Raw genomic sequence first — 16,124 nt, 5'->3', positions numbered from 1 at the left:
TATAAACCGGCGCGGGCTGCACGACGCCGAATAATAAGGAATGACAGGGAGAGCCTTGCATGAACCCATTCAAAACCACCTTGGCCGTGATCGGCGCCACCGCTGCATTGGGCCTGGCGAGCAGCGCGCAGGCGGGCGTGACCCTGGACGCCATCCAGAAGAAAGGCTTCATCCAGTGCGGTGTCAGCGACGGCCTGCCGGGTTTTGGCGTACCGGACAGCACGGGCAAGATGACCGGTATCGATGTGGACGTGTGCCATGCGGTGGCGGCGGCGGTCTTCGGCGACGCATCGAAAGTGAAGTTCACCCAGTTGACCGCCAAGGAGCGCTTCACCGCACTGCAATCCGGTGAAATCGACCTGATCTCGCGCAACACCACCTGGACCAGCTCCCGCGATTCGGGCATGGGACTGGTGTTCACCGGCGTGACCTACTACGACGGCATCGGCTTTCTGGTGAACAACAAACTGGGCGTTACCGGCGCCAGGCAGCTGGACGGCGCGACCGTGTGTATCCAGGCCGGCACCACCACCGAGCTGAACGTCTCGGATTACTTCCGCACCCACGGCATGAAGTACACGCCGATCACCTTCGACACCGCCGACGAAAGCGCCAAGGGCCTGGAGGCCGGGCGCTGCGACGTGCTGACCACCGACCAGTCGGGCTTGTACGCCCAGCGCATCAAGATGGCCCACCCGGACGAGTTCGTGGTGTTGCCGGAAGTGATCTCCAAGGAACCTTTGGGGCCGCTGGTGCGTAAAGGCGATGATGAGTGGTTCAGCATCGTCAAGTGGACCTTGTTCGCCATGCTCAATGCCGAGGAAATGGGCATCACCTCGCAGAACGTCGAGGAGCAGGCCAAGAGCAGCAAGAACCCGGATGTTGCCCGGTTGCTGGGAGCTGATGGCGAATACGGCAAGGACCTCAAGCTGCGCAAGGATTGGGTGGTGCAGATCGTCAAGCAGGTGGGTAATTACGGCGAGGTGTTCGAGCGCAACATCGGCCAGGGCAGCGTGCTGAAGATCAAGCGCGGGCTCAATGCGCTATGGAACAACGGCGGCATCCAGTACGCACCGCCGGTTCGATAGCACGGTTATTCAGATACGCCATCCTTCCCCGCCGCCTTGGCGCGGTACAACGCCTGGTCGGCACGCGCCATCAGCGCGGCGGGGGACTCATCCTGCTCGCGCTCGGCTACACCCACGCTCAAGGTGACTCTGAAGTCGCCGCCTTGCGAGCTGTGTTTCAATTGCTGGCGGATGCTCTTTGCCAGTGCCTTCGCACTGTCCAGCGAGGTCTTGGGCAGGACCAGCACAAACTCGTCGCCGCCCCATCGGGCCAACAGATCACCAGGGCGAATACAGCGTTGCAGGCATTCCACTACCTGCACCAGCGTCTGATCGCCCACGCCATGACCGAAACGGTCATTGATCGGCTTGAAGTCATCGATATCCATCGCGATCAGCGTCAGCGGCAGGCGAAAGCGTTGGGCGCGGTCGCATTCTTCCAGCAGCACTTTCTCCAGGCGGTAGCGGTTGGCGACCAGGGTCAGGGCATCCCGTTCGGCCAGCGAGCGGTTTTCATCCAGCTGTAGCTGCAACTGCTGGTTGACCCGCGACAGCTCGCGTGTGCGCTCGGCCACCAGCGCCTCAAGGGATTGATTGCGTCTTTCCAACTGTTCGACGGAGCATTTTCGCAGATGAATGTTGCGATGGGCGCCTACCATCCTTGCGACCGAGCCGTCGGCGTTACGCGCAATCACGTAGCCACGGTCTTCGATCCACAAGTAGCTGCCGTCTTTTTTGCGGCAGCGGTACTCGGCCTGGTAGTGAGGGGCACGCCGGTGGATGTAATCGTCAAACAACTTCATTACTTGGGCATAGTCGTCCGGGTGAATCACGCTTTCCCAGGTGAATACACTGTTCTCCAGCGCGTGGCGGGGATAACCCAGCATTTCGTACCAGCCTGGGTTGCGGTAGACGAACCCTGTGTTGGCGTTCCAGTCCCAGATCCCGTCGCTGACCAACTCCAGCACGGTGTGCAGCATGTCGGCGTTGAAGTGAGAGAAGTCCTGTTCCAACGGGTTGTTGTCGGAGTTATCGACCATGTGCGCATTCCTTGCCTGAGCAGGCCTCAAGGCCTGCCGTTGTTGACGCCGATACTCCGTGGCTGGCGCTACTGTACAACGGGGCCTGGGTGCTTTGAATAGGGCAGATGTACGGCTAAAGGTTGATGGCTAATGGCTATTTACCAGGTGCCATCATCTCCGTCCGCCCCTTCCCATCCGCGTTGTGCTGGTAGATCGCCTCAGGCTGGCCTTGCTCGTTGAAAAACACCTGGCCGATCCCCGCCGAATTCCACAACCGCTCGCCGGCTTCGGCATGCTCGGGAATATGCGGCACCACCTGCATACTGCGACGGCGCGTGAACCCGTTGAGGGGCGAGCGGGGTGAGTAGAGCCAACGGTTGAGCCGGTCAAACCATTCCAGCAAGCGTGGGGGGAATTCATTCTTGATGCCGCTGCTGGTGATCTGCCAGATCCTGGGGCCGGCGTTGCGATGGCGGATCAGCACTTCGTAGACGAATGAATAGTGAACGTCACCTGAAAGGATCACGTAGTTACCCGGTGTACGCGAGTGGCGAAAGATATTGAGGATCACCTGGGCAGCGCCACGGTGGGCCATCCAGTTTTCCGCATCCACCAGCAACGGGTGGCCGCACCAGCTGAAAATCTTCTGGACCGTCTCGATCAACTTCACGCCAAAGATGGGGGCGGGGGAAACAATGATGGCCGAAGGATGGTCGAGCAGTTCCTGTTGCAGCTCACTTAACGCCTCCCAGTCCAGCAGGCCGGACGGTTGCTTGAGGGTGAACTCGCTGCGCCACCGGCGCGTGCGGGTGTCGAGCACCACCAGGGCCGGGGTAGTGGGTAGCACGTAGTGCCATTGCTGGAAGTTGAGCAGCGCTTGGATCAAATCATCCTGGGCGGCGGATTGCAGGTGGTTGGCCTGGGGCTGGCAGGTGAGCGCCTGGGTTTGGCTGACCAGTTCGTTGAACGCCTCCGGCTGGTTGCCCCAGCCCTGGCAGAGGAGGTAGGCCAGCAGAGCGTTACCGATGATGCGTTTGGAGAACGGGTGGCCGTAGGCGGTGGCTTCCCATTGGGCGCTGAGGTTCCAGTCGTCGGTGATGTCGTGATCGTCAAAGATCATCAAGGTGGACAGGTGCGCGAACACCCGGGCGACGGCTGGCAGGCCCTTGCGGAATCGGTCGAGCTGCACTTGTTCGCGGGTGTAGCGCTGCAGTTCTTCTGTACCCAGCTGAGGCGCTTCGGGCGCGATCAGTTCCCAGGACGTTGGCGACCATACCAGCAAGTACATCGCGATGACTTCAGCGAAGGTCACGAGGTGATTATCAGCAGTGCTGCTGGTGAAGATCGGTTTTTTCACACCGCCAAAGAAGCGTTCACGCAGGGTTTCGTTGCTGTCCAGTGCCGGCAGCAGGTCGGCGCGATGGTAGTAGCTGGCACGATGCCCGTAGAGGCTGGCGCTGTCATCGATCACGGCGCCCTCCAGGTATTCATCGAACAGGCCCAGGCGTGCGATCAATGCATGTATGGCGCGCAACATCGGCCCGGCCACATCGTCGGCGTACACCTGGTCACCGCTCATCATCAGCAGGGCCGGGCGCTCGGCGGCAGTGGTGGCATCGGCCAGCAGGCGGTCGACACACAGCAGGCCTTCATCGGCGCTGTGATGGGGTTTGCGGCATGAGCCGTGTACCAACTGGTGGATACGGCTGTGCAAAACGAAGCTTGGGTATTGGGCGTTGGCGTACAGCAGGTGTGGCGCCCAGTCGGCGATGCCGGTGTTGTCGAACAATAGGTCGTAATGGATCGTTATGTCCTGGGGCAGGGCATCGTCCAGCGGTACATCGATCAAGTGGATAAAAGCATGGTGCCCCACCGGAACGACCTGGCAATGATCCAGGTTGATCTCCAGGATTTGGGCGGGCAGATGCAACTGCAGGGTCAGTTGCAGGGCTCGACTGCCCACCAGCCACAACACCAGGCGCCGGGATTCGAGGCGGCGCAGCAGTGGGCCGGCTAATACGGCGGGCAGTGTATCGAGGTGCGGCATGCAGGTAATGGTTCCACGCTGGGCTTGACCGGCAAGGTTAACTCAGTAAGTGTCATGGTTTTGTTAAACAAGGATACGAAGGGCCGTGCACTGCCCTTCGTAATAGGACGGGTTAGAGCAATCTGCCTTGACCAATAGAGTCTAGCCCACCTCCCCTTTTGCGGCGGTCGTTGGCTGCCGTGCTCTCAAGATCGTCGTAGTTAAGTTGCGAGTGTGTGACGTCAATGCTGCGCTTCCTGCGCTGGGGCTCTGCATCATCCTGCTGCAGTGGCGAGTAAAAGCTGCCCAGTGTGTGATTGATAGCGCTTAGCATGGATGTTTCCTTCTATTGAGTAGAGGATTACTTCGCCAGTTGCAGCGAAGTGAGGCCAAACTTATAGGGAGCGAAATGAGTCAGCTATAAACACGTTGCTGCAAGTTATGACACGGCTGGCCAACGCTTTCAGGCGTCATTCGAGGTGCTGTTCGCGCAACTGTCCAGCCCGAGCGATGTCGCGCCTTCCTGGCCCTTGCCCATAAAAGCCGCCCGATTTTCCGCTTCCACAGTACGCAACGCAGTAATCTGGCAGTTGCTGCAGGCGCAATTACGCCACTTCATCCAAGACCGCACCCAACTGGACCTGGCGGCGTTGCTGCAAACCCTGATCGACGACTACCACGACCTGGCGACCGACATCACCTTTCGCGGCCCGCCACCTCTGGTGGGCTTCGGCCGGCCCCTGGGCCTCAAGCGGGTGATCACCAACCTCGTGGACAACGCGATCCACTATGGCATCGCGCCGGAGATCGAATTGCAGTACACACAGGACGAGGTCGTGATTCGCGTGCTGGATTGCGGGCCGGGCATTGCGGCCGAATATCGGGAGGAGGTGTGCCTGCCGTTCTATCGCCTGGAAGGCTCACGCAACAAAAGCACGGGCGGTGTCGGCTTGGGACTCTCGACCGCTCGGGCGATTGTGCTGGAACATGGCGGCACCCTGACCCTGGCTGAGCGCCAGGGCGGAGGGCTGGAAGCGGTGGTGGTGTTGCCCGTTTAAACATGGCTTGTGGCAAGCCCGCTCACCACAAAAGTCTCGACCTTCACAGTCGGGACGTTCAGTCAGGTATGCGAGTCGTCGATCACCTTCGGCACCGTAAACCGGAACTCACTTCCCCGACCCACTTCACTCTCGGCAACGATCTTGCCGCCATGGGCCTGGACGATGCCTTGGGTGATGTACAGCCCCAACCCGCTGCCGGTCGGGTTGTTTTCCGTCTGGGTCCAGTAGCGATCGAACACGTACGGCAGTTGTTCCGGCGCAATGCCTTCGCCGGAGTCGCGCACAGAGAACACAATCTCTTCGCCATTGCTCATGGCGCTGATGCCAATGTTGCCCTGGCGCGGAGTGAACTTGATCGCGTTGCCGATCAGGTTCGACAGCACCTGGAACAGACGCTCCGGGTCGGCATTGATCTGCAGGCCCGGCTCGGCGTTGAAAGACAGGTCGATGCCCTTATCCATCGCCAGTGGTGCCAGCAGGGAATACGCTTCCTCGAAGATCTGGGTCACGTCGAGTGCCACCGGCTTGACCACATACCGCCCGGCCTCGATTTTCGAGGTGTCGAGCAAGTCTTCCAACAGTACGTTCATGCGCCCGGCCGCCTGTTGCATGGTGTCGATGGCCGAGGAAATCCGTCGCGAGGTGTGTGGGCCATCGGAGCTGAAGGCCTTTTGCATCATGCCGCACAGCATCGAGATCACTGTCATCGGGTTACGCAGGTCGTGGGACACCACCGCCACCAGTTCATCACGCGCACGCACCGCTTGTTGCTCACGCAGCACCTGGCGCGCCAGGTCGTTTTCCAGGGCCGAGCGGCGCAGGTCGTTGGCGGCAAAGTGGTCGCCATGGCTCCACTTGGTGGAGATACCGGCCATCTCCACTTTCCAGATTTCAAACGAGGTACGTGGGCGAAGGCGCAGGCCAGCGTCGGAGTTTTCCAGGTCCAGCGGTTTTTTCGGGTCGCCACTCCAATTGATGTTCTCTTTCACTTCCGGACGGAACCACAGCACAGCGTTATCCACCGGCTTGGGCAGGCTCATGGCCAACACACCACTGGCCACCTGCTGGAACTCGGCGGCCGGCGGGTACACCGACACCAGGTTATGGCTGGAAAACACCGGCTCGCTGCGCTCTTGCAGCCACTTGTGCAAGGCGCGGATCTGCGCCGGCTCCGGGCAGTTGCCGTAGCGGTGCAACTGCTTGTCTTCGATGATCGCCACGCCGCCGGACAGGGTCAGGTCCATCAGTACCTGCGGTTGCTGGGCCAGGCCGTCGAATACGTTATCTTCCGAGCGTTTCATCGCCTGGTCGAGCAATGCCAGGGCCTCGACTTTTTCCTCGCGCTGACGGCTCAGGTCCAGGGCCTCCATGGCGCTGATCTGCAACGACAGCACCTGGCCGATGGTCTGGCAGGTGGTGCGCAGCTCGTTCGGCACCAGCAGCGGCTCGCGGTTGCCGCAACTGATCAGCCCCCAGAGTTTGTCGCCCTTCATCAGCGAAATGCTCATGGACGACAACACGCCCATGTTCTGCATGTACTGGCAGTGAATCGGCGACACGCTGCGCAGGGTGGCAAAGCTCAGGTCCAGCGGCTGGCCGGTGTCCGGGCGCAGCTTGGGCAACAGTGGAACCGGCTCGTAGGCCGCGTTCGGGATGATGCGTAGCCAGTTGGTGCGATACAGCTCGCGGGCTTGCTCCGGGATGTCGGACGCGGGGAAGAACAATCCGTTGAACAGCTCCATGGACGGCGCCGACGCTTCGGCGATCACCTGGCCATGGCCTTCCTCTTCGAAGCGGTAGATCAGCACGCGGTCGTAGCCGGTCATGGCCTGGATTTCAGTCACGCTGATTTCGTACAGCGCTTGCAGGGTTTTCGCCGCCTGCAAACGTTGCAGCATCTTGCCCAGGTCACTGATGCGCCCGTTCAGTGCCCGTGGGCGGAAGTCTTTGAGACGTGGCTCGAATTCCAGCACCAGCACATTCTGATGGCGGTGCAGCAGGCCTTCGAACTCTGCGCCGTTAAAGGAAACGTGCAGCGGTGGCGCGTCAAAAAACGTGTTGTTTTCGGCCATGGCGGCAACCGCCTGGGCGTGCTCGGCGCCCATCAGCGTGTGCAGTGGCTGGCCCAGCAGCGCCTCGGGCGCATGGCCGAACAGGCTGCCAACGTTGGCACTGACCTGGATGATAGTCAGCTCGGGCTCGGACAATGTCAGCAGCACGCCATGGGGCTGGATCGCCCCCGGGAAGCGAATCGGCTCGTCGGCACAGTTGGCAAGCAGCTCTTCAAAATCTTCGGGTTTCATAGCAGTACCTCCTGGCTGTCGAGCCATTGCTCAAAGCAGCGGAATGTCGAACGGGCTGCCTCTACTGCGCGCTGTTTGGCGGGGGCATCCAGCGGCAGGCGGCCCAGGTAATCGAGAAAGTCTTTCCAGCGTCGACCGGTCTCGGCGCCGTATACATTGAGAAACGCCCCACCGTTGTCGGCATTGACGTCCAGGCGCTGGGCCATTTCCCGGCGCAGCACTTGGCCGCCGAGGGTCGCGCCTTCCAGCACGTACAGGGCTCCGAGGCAGGCGGCGGAGGTGTCGAGGGTCGGAAGTTCGGCGCAGCGGGGCAGGGCGCCGATCGCCTGTTCATTCAGGCCCAGTGCATCGAGATCGTGCAGTAGCGTCGGCGTTTTCGTACGCGCCCCCTGATCAAAGCCCTCAGGGATCAACTCACATTCGTACAGCGCCGCTTCCATCGGTCCATAAAAACCGTAGTACGCCTCAAGCAAGCGCTGATACCAATCGGCATCCAGATGCTCAGAGAAAAACGGCAGGCGCTTCTCCAGCGCCACATGCAGCAGGGCCGTGCCTGTGCGCAACGTTTCCAGCAAAGAGGGCGCACCAACGTCATGGGCCTGTGAATGCATTCAGTGAGCTCGAACTGTGGGCCTCTCGGCCATGAATGACGCGTTAAACGGGCGACAATTCTACACAACTCATGGCGGGCAGCTGTACGCGCAAGGCGAAAAGGCTGACCAGCGGATCAGAAAAGTCGCTCCTTGCTTTCATAATGACTCTGGACGGCGCCATGAAGTTCGATCTGGATGATATCGTGACGCTATCAGTGCATTGACAAGCCTTGTTGGGTCAGCGCCGTTTGTACGCACTCAATCAAATGCTCAGTGCTCCACGGTTTGGGCAAAAACCGCACCGAGCCGCCCAACTGCGCCGCCAACTTGGTATTCCCCGAGGTCAACACCACCGGCACCTTCGGCCAACGATGGGCCACCACCTTGCTCAGGTCATAGCCATTGAGCAGGCCCGGCATCTGGATATCGCTGACAATCAGGTCGACCGGATCATCGGCCCGCTCAAGATAAATCATCCCCTCATCCGCCGAAGGAAACGACGTCACCAGCGCGCCGAAATCCTCCAGTACATCCACCATTAACGCCCGAATGATTTCGTCGTCTTCCAGCACCAAAATCGATGGCTGAGCCATGATCCTTACTCCACCATCAGGGATTCAGTAAGGTGGAGTGGGATGGGTTGGAATAGGTTCGATTGGATGTGTACCGGGCGATGGATGGTCGTTTCAGAGCGCTTCCCGGGCTGTTACCAGAAGCGGCGGAGTGAAATTGATACAGGCATAATCGGCCTACCGTTGCCGGCTGTGGAGCCTTTGATGAAATACGCCTTTTTCACCCTCGCCCTGATCCTTAACGCAAGCCCCGCTCTGGCGGCCGGCGACGCCGAGGCAGGCGGCAAGCTCTTCACCAAGACCTGCGGCGGCTGCCACAGCATCGGCGAAGGCGCGCGCGGCGGTTTCGGCCCGCAGCTCAACGGCATCATCGGCCGGCCCGCCGCGACGACCACGGATTATCAGTATTCCGACGCGATGAAAAACTCCGGTGTGGTCTGGACCCGTGACAAGCTCGCGGCCTATATCGAGGCGCCGAAGAAGGTGGTGAGTGGTACGCGGATGATCTTCTGGGGTATCAGCGACCAGGAGAAAATTGAAAACATCCTGGCGTATCTGGAAACCTTCCAGCCCAAGTGATTGGTGTCGATCGAAGCCTGCGGGCTTCACCTTAAAAAACCAGAGGCACGCTGATGGACCGGCAACTGCTCAAGCTCGCCCGCAACAAACAACTGGCACACCCCGCGATGCTCGACGAGTTCGACATCAACGATTGGATTGTGAAATACCAGGCGCTTTATCCTGGGCACAGTATCGAAAGAGGCTTCCTGGAAGGCGCACGCTGGCTGAACACCCAATTTAAACGGGTGAAGAGCAGCCGTCTGCACTATTCGTTCAGTACAGATGAGCCGCTGACGTATGACGCGCTGATCAGCGCACATATCGGGTCGGCCAATCACTTCTTCTGCGCAATGGCTGCCGAGGCCCTGCAGGCCGTCGAGGCCAACCCGACAGCATCCCTTGAAGAGCACCTTTCATTCCGTTCTTCATTGACCAACGGTGAGTCCGGCCTGCCACCGGATCACCTCAACATGCTGCGGCTGGATTCGCTTTGCGGGCCGATCTGGGATCTGTATCAAAACCGCCATGACCTGCGTGTGCTGTTCCCCGACAATTGCCCGCATATGCTCAGCGCTATCAACTTTTTTGCCTATGAAAGCGACCTGGTTCAACTGACCCATAGTTTCAAAAAAATCTGGCAAGAGTTGTTGTACGGCGGCATGGAGTTTTTTGCCGACTCCAAAGGCGTACTGCTCTCCTCTGCGTCGGAGCATCTGGATCTGGTCAAAGTGATTTATGAATACCGCCGTGATCGCCACAACGGTACCAACGGTCTGAGAATTTCCAACGACCTTCATCAGGGTCGCCTAACCCATGTGGCCCGGCTCGGGTGGCAGCGCTATATCCAATGCGTCGGCACCGACGTGTTGTCGATCGGCAACTGGTCTGAATTAAGCGACAGCGTCCAGACAGCCGCGCTTTATGCGTATCTGTCGCCGTATTACATGATCGACGAGTACCTGCATCCGTTGTTCGATGCCTCTCCCAACCCGGCTGTAAAAAGTACCGAGTGCCAAAACCTGCTGCATATCTGGCTGCACCTTGCGGTGATCGCGGCGCAACTCAAAGAGCGCTATGGGCAGATGCCTGCGCCTCGGCAGTGGGAAGACCTGCTCAAGCTGTGTCCGCGGTTTTCCCGCAACACTCTTGTCGAACGGCTTGCAGAGTCCACGGGGCTTGCAGTTGAACAGGTAAACGCGGCCATTGATCTGCTCCTTTACGAGGCCAAGAGCCTGCAGCACGACCTGTGGTCGCGACCGTTGGTGAAGGTGGATGAAGACGTACTGATTCCGATCAGTGCGCCGTTGACGGCCAGCATCTCCAGGAATTTTGATATCTGGCTCAGCATCATCGACCCCAAAGGGAAGCAACGCGGACGACTGTTTGAACGTTACCTGCTCGCGGTGTTGGAAGATTGTCGCAAAACCAACCCGATCATGGCGGGCTTGACATGGTTGGGGGCGGTGAAGTTCAGAGGACCGTCCAAGGTTGTCGAGGAGATCGACCTTGTGTTCTCGTTTGGCAGTCTGCTGGTGGTGTGTGAACTGCGCAGTCGTCGAGCACCGATAACTCCGCTGGATTACCACAACGATTTTTCCGACAACAATGGCATCATCCATAAAGCCCGCCAGGCGCGGCGAAAAGCCCAACATATTCAGCAAGGGCTGGGGGCATTTTGCAGCCAGTATTTTCCTCACCTCAGCGACGCGTCCGAAGTCACCGTGCTGCCGTTGGTGATCGTCAGTGGTCCTTATCACGCCGGTTTTGCATATGACGACGTGCCCATTCTGGATCCTCACTTGCTCAGGCATTTTCTCAAGGATGGCGAAGTCCGGTTTGGAGGACGCGCGGACTCCGATACCGCTCACGACTACGGCTATGCCTTATATAGCGATGTGGAAAGTGCGCAGCGTGAGTTCGCAGGTTATGCCGCGAACCCGGCTCTGATCAGGGTCTACCGAACCATGGCCCAGCCCCGGCTGCACAGGTATCCCCTGCGGGGCGAACAGGCTCAGCCAGTGCGGAGTCTGTTCTACGAGCTTTCGGGTTTCAGCTTCGAGGAACAATTGGCCGTGGCACAGTCGGTTTCAGGCGGCAAACTGCGCAAAATTGACAGGTGATAAGGTTTGGAACATTCCCTGTGAGCCCTAGTCTCTTCATCACCCTCATTCGATAAGGATATCCCCTGTGAAGCGAATCGCATTGCTCTCCCTCGCTCTGGCCCTGGGCGCCTGCCAATCCAACCAACGCGACTCATCATCCAGCCTGTTCAAGGACGGCATTCAGTTTCGCCAGAAAACCGTGGCTGTGGATGCGGAACACGCCAAAGTCATCATGAAGTCCAGTGGCGGTACCCCCGCCGTCGACTTCTCGATCAGTCGCGAAGGCGACCCTGACTCACGCATGGAAGCCCTCGGCACGGTGATGGACACCGGCGAAGGCAAGGTCTTCAACTGGATCGCCAAGCTCAACCAGACCGTGGCCAGTGCGGGCTTCAAGCGTTTCCCACAACTGGAAATCCAAGCCGACCCCGGCAAGAAACTCACTGTATCGGGTTACGCGAACGACACCCGTACTGGTTACTACTACACCTGCGGGCCGGAGATGAATACGTTTAGCCCAGAGAAGGCAAAAGTGTATCTGGTGGAATTCCAATTCAAGGGTTCGGGGTGTGAGCAGCATGTGTATGACGTGACGGACCCGGCAAATCGGGTACCGGTGGCTGAGGCGGGGAGTGGGGGTAAGTCGGGTTGAGGGTTAGCCGTGGTGTGGTAGACCCTGCGGGAATACCACACCGTTGAAGGTGTGGGTGCAGCAGTTGCAGAAGGGTTTCATCTGCTCGGGCGTCAGCTGTGGGTTGACCTTTTGCAGCAGGCCGCCTTCGTCGACCCACAAGCCGCTGTAGTAGCTGTTCTCATCCGTTCTCACGTAATCCTGCTTGTCGCTTTCATGTTGCGCGACCATCCAGAACATCGGCTCCGGACGATCCAGGCGGGCGTTGGCTTCGCTGAACACCTGATCCCAAGGGTGACCGACTTTGGAAAGTAGAAAGCGGAATAGCGGGGTGTAATCAAAGCCATGCCGTTGATGGCTATGCATCGAACCGCGGTTTGATTGTTTGTCTTTTTCGCTTTTGGTGTGCCGCTCATACCGGTAGGCGCGACAACTGCCGTGGCGCACGCCATGGGTTCGGGTGTTGACTGAGCGGTAGAGGAGGGGCTTTTGCGATGTGGGTTTCATTGCATCACGACGCCTTTTTGGATTGTTTTGGAGGCGGTGGCCAGGCGCCTTGGTAGCGGAAGGAGATTTGGTAGTCGAGGCGGTTGGGTTGGATCACGTGCTGGAAGTACGGCTGAATTAGCGTTATCCAATTGGGTTGGACGTTGAATACGTCGGCATATATCGCGGTCTCTTCGCTTAAGCCCAATGCTTCAAAAATACTGTCTGGGTCTGCGATATCCGCTGAGTATTCATCCGCTTTCAAGTCATTGCTGTGCTTTTCGTACCATCGCAGTCTGATTTTCATCACCATTTTCAGAATTCCTTTTTATCTGTAAATTCGACGTTTCGGGTCCGCCGGTCCTCGACGCTCGGCGGTATAAGGATCAAATGCACCGAGGTGTTCCAAGTCACTTTTTCGATAGACTTCCAGCTCGGCTTTCTTGGAATCCCATTCAAATATTCTTTTTCCTTTTGCGTCTATCCAACGTTCGCGTAAGCCAACGCCCCCTCTTCTTGGCGTCACAGGCCTTTGCGGAATCAGACCAGGGAAGCCTGTTATATCTTCGGCTTTGGGGGCTGGGAAGTAGTCATGGTCTGGGTTTCTGAGCCCTTTCCTTGGCTTGTTGAGCACCACATACAGCGGCCGTACCCCCGACTCCACCGGGAACACCAGAATAAAATCCCGATACTCCGGCGGATAAACCGGGTTCACCAGAATCTGCGCCGCTTTCTCCGTCGGCGGATAAATCCAGATCATCGGCGCTTGCGGCGCAGCCTCCAATGGCGGAATCCCCAGCGTGTCGCTGGGATCAACGGCGGGTGTCCAGATCAACTCCACACCCTCACCCAAATCCGCTACAAACTGATCGCTACGGTTTTGGAACTGCACCACATCAATCATCTGCCAATCGGCATGGTTGCCCGTGTAGAACCCATACCCCTTGAGCGTGCCGTCCTCGCGTTGCTCGATATGCAACCGCATCTGCGACCGCGCCCGTTGCATCGAACGCAACTGCTCCTCGCTGTAGAGCGCGCTATCACCCAGCTCTGACGGCCAGGCCAGCGCCACCAAGCCCGTCAGCAGGCCCCCGGCGACCGATCCAACGGCAGTTGCCGCCGACTCCCAAACCGCCGACCGCAACGCCAACTGGCCCAAACCTGCAGGCAATGTGCTGCCGCCGATCTTGCGCAAGGCAACCGCGCCCCTGCTGTCCACCTCACGCCCACCCAGCAGGCTTAAGTGGCCGTACTCCCTGATCAGTTCCAACGGCACATACCCTGCCGGGTTGAAGTAATGAGTGATGCCGTCAGGCAATTGGCAAGGCTTCATGAAGACGCAGCCGGGAGGTTTGGCTCGCGTAGGGGCTGGGGCAGGGGATGGCTCGAAAAAATCAACCGATGGCGAATACGGCGCACGCGATGGCTGTGGCGTCAGGATGCGTCGTTTGCGTAACTCTTCTTCGGTGGGTGGGTAAAAGCGTTCTGGCATGACGGGCTCACGTCCTTGTGCGAGGAGGTGAGCCTACGAGAGCGCGAGCAGAAGCTTATGTCGGCTTAATTCGATTGTACGTGTGGGAAAAGTGGACTGAGATCTGGTTGGAAAGGCACGTTTCGATTATCTCGTTTTCTGTTTTTTTCGTTTAGCATTGGACTCAATCAGGTTGCGTAATACCGGAGTTGTATCTCTCAAACGATCCGTCCGTGAGAAAAGGAGGTAAAAGTTGCCGCGCAACGCCAGCCGAAATGGGAACCTTGGTTGCGGAGCCAATTGAAAACTGACATTTATATCTTTGATAAAGAAGATAAAACTGCGCCCGCATATAGACATCCTTCGCATCGCGCCTGCGGTTTGATAGCCTCGGAAACTGGCCGTATGAAACGCCGGGGGTAAAGGTAATAAAGAGCGAACAGGAAACTATTTATGATTTATGACAACGTTGATCCAGCGCTGCTTGCCTTTTTGCATAATCCTATGGCGGTAATGACCACGGAGCCTCCAGTAGGGGAACGTCTCAAGTGGCACACTCGAGTGCTTTACCGTATCCCGTTACTGCGTAGCCTGATTCGCTCCGAGCAGATCCAATCGTTACTCTGGGAAAAGCTTAGCGTTAACTTGCGGCATGCCCGCGACACCCTGCCTGATTATTTATTTGAAGACTACACACCCCTTAATCAGGAAACCATGCATCGTTTTACTGATCAGTTAAGTCTGTATTTCAAGGTTGGAGTTTTATTGTCGGGAGAGGACATTAAGTCAGCGTCTCGACGCGAAATGATCGCTGGGTTTAATGCGTCTTATACGTGGGCAGCGCTCGAATATACTTGTAATAGGGTTGCCGAAAGCTTGAAGCTGCGTGCAGTTCATAATTTGGCCATCCTCATGAATGCTAATTTATGGACGAGTTACTACCTAAGTGAAGTTTATTTTCTGATGGCGCAAGGTCTGCTGACGGCTAGGCTGGCGGGAGACACTCTTCATATTACGCCTACTGTGAAGCTACAACGACGGGTTAAGGGTTTTTGGCTAGCGGAAATTACCGAGGCTAATTCAAAGATCAGTGACTTGATTTCTCGGCATGACGCTATACCTTTACTTCAAAGATATGGGCGGTTGCCAGAGGCGCTCCGAAAACTTTTGGTTGATCAGACCTTGGATAAATGTTTTTCCATACACGCCGACTATTTGTCAGAAGATATGGTCCGGCATCCGAAATATCAGTACCTGCGAGAAATCGTCGATTTTGCAGTTCACCTTGAGCTGCGTGTGATTTCAGGTCAAGTCACGACCGACGAAGCCTACTTGAGAAGTATTGTCAGCTCCGCAACAGTGGATATGATCAACAGTGCGCTGATTGGACGTTCACCCACGTTGGACTCAGCTAGCAGCTTTATTGAATACAAAGGCGGCGTATATATCAGGGGGGCGCTGAACTTTAAGTATGGGTTGAGAAAGTTTGTCAGGTTTTTATTGGGTGAGGCAAAAGGAAGTGAGAAAGGCCAAAATTTTGGTCATTTGCTAGGGGTGGGGTTCGAAAAAAATTATATCCTCAACTACATTCGGGATCTTAATGATCCGCGCTTCAAGGTCTATGATGAGTTTAAGCCGAGCAATAATTCGAAGGTTAAGGGGTATGATATAGATTTTATTCTTCAGGATGTAGAGGATGATATTTATTACTTTGTTCAGGTTAAGTATCAGTTGTCGGACATGCCGACCTACCTCGCGGAACAATGTCAGTTGTTTCTTAATGATAATTTCCGCGCCGGTTTTGTTCGCCAGTTAGCAGTGCTTAGAGATAGTCTGAGTGATGAGAGTATCCGCAAAAAGTTAAGTCGGCATGGTGTGGGCGGGGCTCATGAGCATAATAGTTATTTCGTGTTGTTGCACAATATCCCATTTTTGAATTTTTATGAGTTGGACGGGTTTTTCTTTTATGAGTGGAATTTGCTCCGTAATCTACTGCGAGACGGGCGCGTGCAGGTTCGCAAAAAACGAGACCTTACGGAGGAGCGAGTTCTGAATAAACCACGGTTGCACCGACCACAGGAGATGGTCGATGCTTACTTCAATCATACCCAGAGCGGCAGGCAGATGGCTGAGCACTATGATGTCTATTGTCGAGCTAACGCGCACTTTCTTTTTGATGACTTGAAGGTCATCTGCAAGCTGCTGTGAAATCACGCTCGCCGGTCACAG

Annotated in this window: 13 protein-coding genes and 1 pseudogene; 6 read left to right on the top strand and 8 right to left on the bottom strand. The window is 57.2% G+C overall.

The genetic code is table 11. The features are described from left to right. Nucleotides 1-59: 59 nt before the first annotated feature. Nucleotides 60-1,088, top strand: a complete 1,029-nt coding sequence (locus LUU92_RS24065; protein ID WP_102592566.1) for an amino acid ABC transporter substrate-binding protein — start codon at nt 60-62, stop codon at nt 1,086-1,088. Between the two features lie 5 nt (nt 1,089-1,093). On the opposite strand, the gene LUU92_RS24060 is transcribed toward LUU92_RS24065, so the two are convergent. Together LUU92_RS24060 and LUU92_RS24055 are read right to left on the bottom strand one after the other, a co-directional pair. Continuing rightward, complete coding sequence (locus LUU92_RS24060; protein WP_257102743.1) at nt 1,094-2,107, bottom strand: diguanylate cyclase domain-containing protein; 1,014 nt, start codon at nt 2,105-2,107, stop codon at nt 1,094-1,096. A gap of 136 nt (nt 2,108-2,243) precedes the next feature. Then, nucleotides 2,244-4,136 carry an alkaline phosphatase D family protein gene (locus LUU92_RS24055; protein ID WP_257102742.1) on the bottom strand — a complete coding sequence of 631 codons (1,893 nt, stop codon included), beginning with the start codon at nt 4,134-4,136 and terminating at the stop codon, nt 2,244-2,246. A 596-nt stretch (nt 4,137-4,732) separates the two neighbouring features. On the opposite strand from LUU92_RS24055, the pseudogene LUU92_RS24050 reads away from it, so the two are divergent. After that, a pseudogene (locus LUU92_RS24050) lies at nt 4,733-5,173 on the top strand (sensor histidine kinase); the annotation flags it as partial. Nucleotides 5,174-5,235: 62 nt separating this feature from the next. Here the strand turns inward: LUU92_RS24050 and LUU92_RS24045 are convergent. The 3 genes from LUU92_RS24045 to LUU92_RS24035 all read right to left on the bottom strand — a co-directional run bounded on the left by LUU92_RS24045 (nt 5,236) and on the right by LUU92_RS24035 (nt 8,665). Further along, nucleotides 5,236-7,479 carry an ATP-binding protein gene (locus LUU92_RS24045; protein ID WP_071489214.1) on the bottom strand — a complete coding sequence of 748 codons (2,244 nt, stop codon included), beginning with the start codon at nt 7,477-7,479 and terminating at the stop codon, nt 5,236-5,238. Continuing rightward, on the bottom strand, nt 7,476-8,090 hold the full coding sequence (locus LUU92_RS24040) for a biliverdin-producing heme oxygenase (protein WP_071489215.1): 615 nt from the start codon (nt 8,088-8,090) through the stop codon (nt 7,476-7,478). Before LUU92_RS24040 ends, LUU92_RS24045 begins: the two co-directional genes overlap by 4 nt. A gap of 194 nt (nt 8,091-8,284) precedes the next feature. Beyond that, nucleotides 8,285-8,665 carry a response regulator gene (locus LUU92_RS24035; RefSeq protein WP_071489216.1) on the bottom strand — a complete coding sequence of 127 codons (381 nt, stop codon included), beginning with the start codon at nt 8,663-8,665 and terminating at the stop codon, nt 8,285-8,287. Between the two features lie 183 nt (nt 8,666-8,848). Between LUU92_RS24035 and LUU92_RS24030 the strand changes: the two genes are divergently transcribed. The 3 genes from LUU92_RS24030 to LUU92_RS24020 all read left to right on the top strand — a co-directional run bounded on the left by LUU92_RS24030 (nt 8,849) and on the right by LUU92_RS24020 (nt 11,959). Continuing rightward, nucleotides 8,849-9,223, top strand: coding sequence for a c-type cytochrome (locus LUU92_RS24030; protein ID WP_071489217.1), 375 nt, complete (start codon nt 8,849-8,851; stop codon nt 9,221-9,223). A 53-nt stretch (nt 9,224-9,276) separates the two neighbouring features. Next, nucleotides 9,277-11,325, top strand: coding sequence for a hypothetical protein (locus LUU92_RS24025; protein WP_257102741.1), 2,049 nt, complete (start codon nt 9,277-9,279; stop codon nt 11,323-11,325). Nucleotides 11,326-11,392: 67 nt separating this feature from the next. Continuing rightward, the gene (locus tag LUU92_RS24020; RefSeq protein WP_092249296.1) at nt 11,393-11,959 is read left to right on the top strand and encodes a hypothetical protein; all 567 of its coding nucleotides are present in this window, start codon (nt 11,393-11,395) and stop codon (nt 11,957-11,959) included. Nucleotides 11,960-11,962: 3 nt separating this feature from the next. Here the strand turns inward: LUU92_RS24020 and LUU92_RS24015 are convergent, their stop codons facing one another. From LUU92_RS24015 to LUU92_RS24005, 3 genes are all read right to left on the bottom strand, one after another. Beyond that, nucleotides 11,963-12,304 (bottom strand): hypothetical protein, encoded by a 342-nt coding sequence (locus tag LUU92_RS24015; RefSeq protein WP_306459258.1) that lies wholly within the window; start codon nt 12,302-12,304, stop codon nt 11,963-11,965. A 145-nt stretch (nt 12,305-12,449) separates the two neighbouring features. Then, nucleotides 12,450-12,737 carry a colicin E3-like toxin immunity protein gene (locus LUU92_RS24010; RefSeq protein WP_071496423.1) on the bottom strand — a complete coding sequence of 96 codons (288 nt, stop codon included), beginning with the start codon at nt 12,735-12,737 and terminating at the stop codon, nt 12,450-12,452. Nucleotides 12,738-12,752: 15 nt separating this feature from the next. Further along, nucleotides 12,753-13,916: an S-type pyocin domain-containing protein gene (locus LUU92_RS24005; protein WP_257102740.1), complete on the bottom strand. Its 1,164-nt coding sequence runs from the start codon at nt 13,914-13,916 to the stop codon at nt 12,753-12,755. 432 nt (nt 13,917-14,348) lie between these two features. Here LUU92_RS24005 and LUU92_RS24000 point away from each other — a divergent pair, with 432 nt between their 5' ends. Further along, the gene (locus LUU92_RS24000; protein WP_071489222.1) at nt 14,349-16,103 is read left to right on the top strand and encodes a hypothetical protein; all 1,755 of its coding nucleotides are present in this window, start codon (nt 14,349-14,351) and stop codon (nt 16,101-16,103) included. Nucleotides 16,104-16,124: the final 21 nt, after the last annotated feature.

Origin of the sequence: Pseudomonas extremorientalis (genome assembly GCF_024584605.1) — a bacterium.
GTDB lineage: Bacteria > Pseudomonadota > Gammaproteobacteria > Pseudomonadales > Pseudomonadaceae > Aquipseudomonas > Aquipseudomonas extremorientalis.
This window is presented reverse-complemented; position numbering and strand designations above follow the sequence as displayed.

Bases quoted from the DNA above. Each gene is read 5' to 3' on its own strand.
- LUU92_RS24010 (WP_071496423.1), bottom strand. From the start codon at position 12,737: ATGGTGATGAAAATCAGACTGCGATGGTACGAAAAGCACAGCAATGAC.
- LUU92_RS24030 (WP_071489217.1), top strand. From the start codon at position 8,849: ATGAAATACGCCTTTTTCACCCTCGCCCTGATCCTTAACGCAAGCCCC.
- LUU92_RS24060 (WP_257102743.1), bottom strand. From the start codon at position 2,107: ATGGTCGATAACTCCGACAACAACCCGTTGGAACAGGACTTCTCTCAC.
- LUU92_RS24040 (WP_071489215.1), bottom strand. From the start codon at position 8,090: ATGCATTCACAGGCCCATGACGTTGGTGCGCCCTCTTTGCTGGAAACG.
- LUU92_RS24025 (WP_257102741.1), top strand. From the start codon at position 9,277: ATGGACCGGCAACTGCTCAAGCTCGCCCGCAACAAACAACTGGCACAC.
- LUU92_RS24065 (WP_102592566.1), top strand. From the start codon at position 60: ATGAACCCATTCAAAACCACCTTGGCCGTGATCGGCGCCACCGCTGCA.
- LUU92_RS24055 (WP_257102742.1), bottom strand. From the start codon at position 4,136: ATGCCGCACCTCGATACACTGCCCGCCGTATTAGCCGGCCCACTGCTG.
- LUU92_RS24045 (WP_071489214.1), bottom strand. From the start codon at position 7,479: ATGAAACCCGAAGATTTTGAAGAGCTGCTTGCCAACTGTGCCGACGAG.
- LUU92_RS24035 (WP_071489216.1), bottom strand. From the start codon at position 8,665: ATGGCTCAGCCATCGATTTTGGTGCTGGAAGACGACGAAATCATTCGG.
- LUU92_RS24000 (WP_071489222.1), top strand. From the start codon at position 14,349: ATGATTTATGACAACGTTGATCCAGCGCTGCTTGCCTTTTTGCATAAT.
- LUU92_RS24005 (WP_257102740.1), bottom strand. From the start codon at position 13,916: ATGCCAGAACGCTTTTACCCACCCACCGAAGAAGAGTTACGCAAACGA.
- LUU92_RS24015 (WP_306459258.1), bottom strand. From the start codon at position 12,304: ATGCATAGCCATCAACGGCATGGCTTTGATTACACCCCGCTATTCCGC.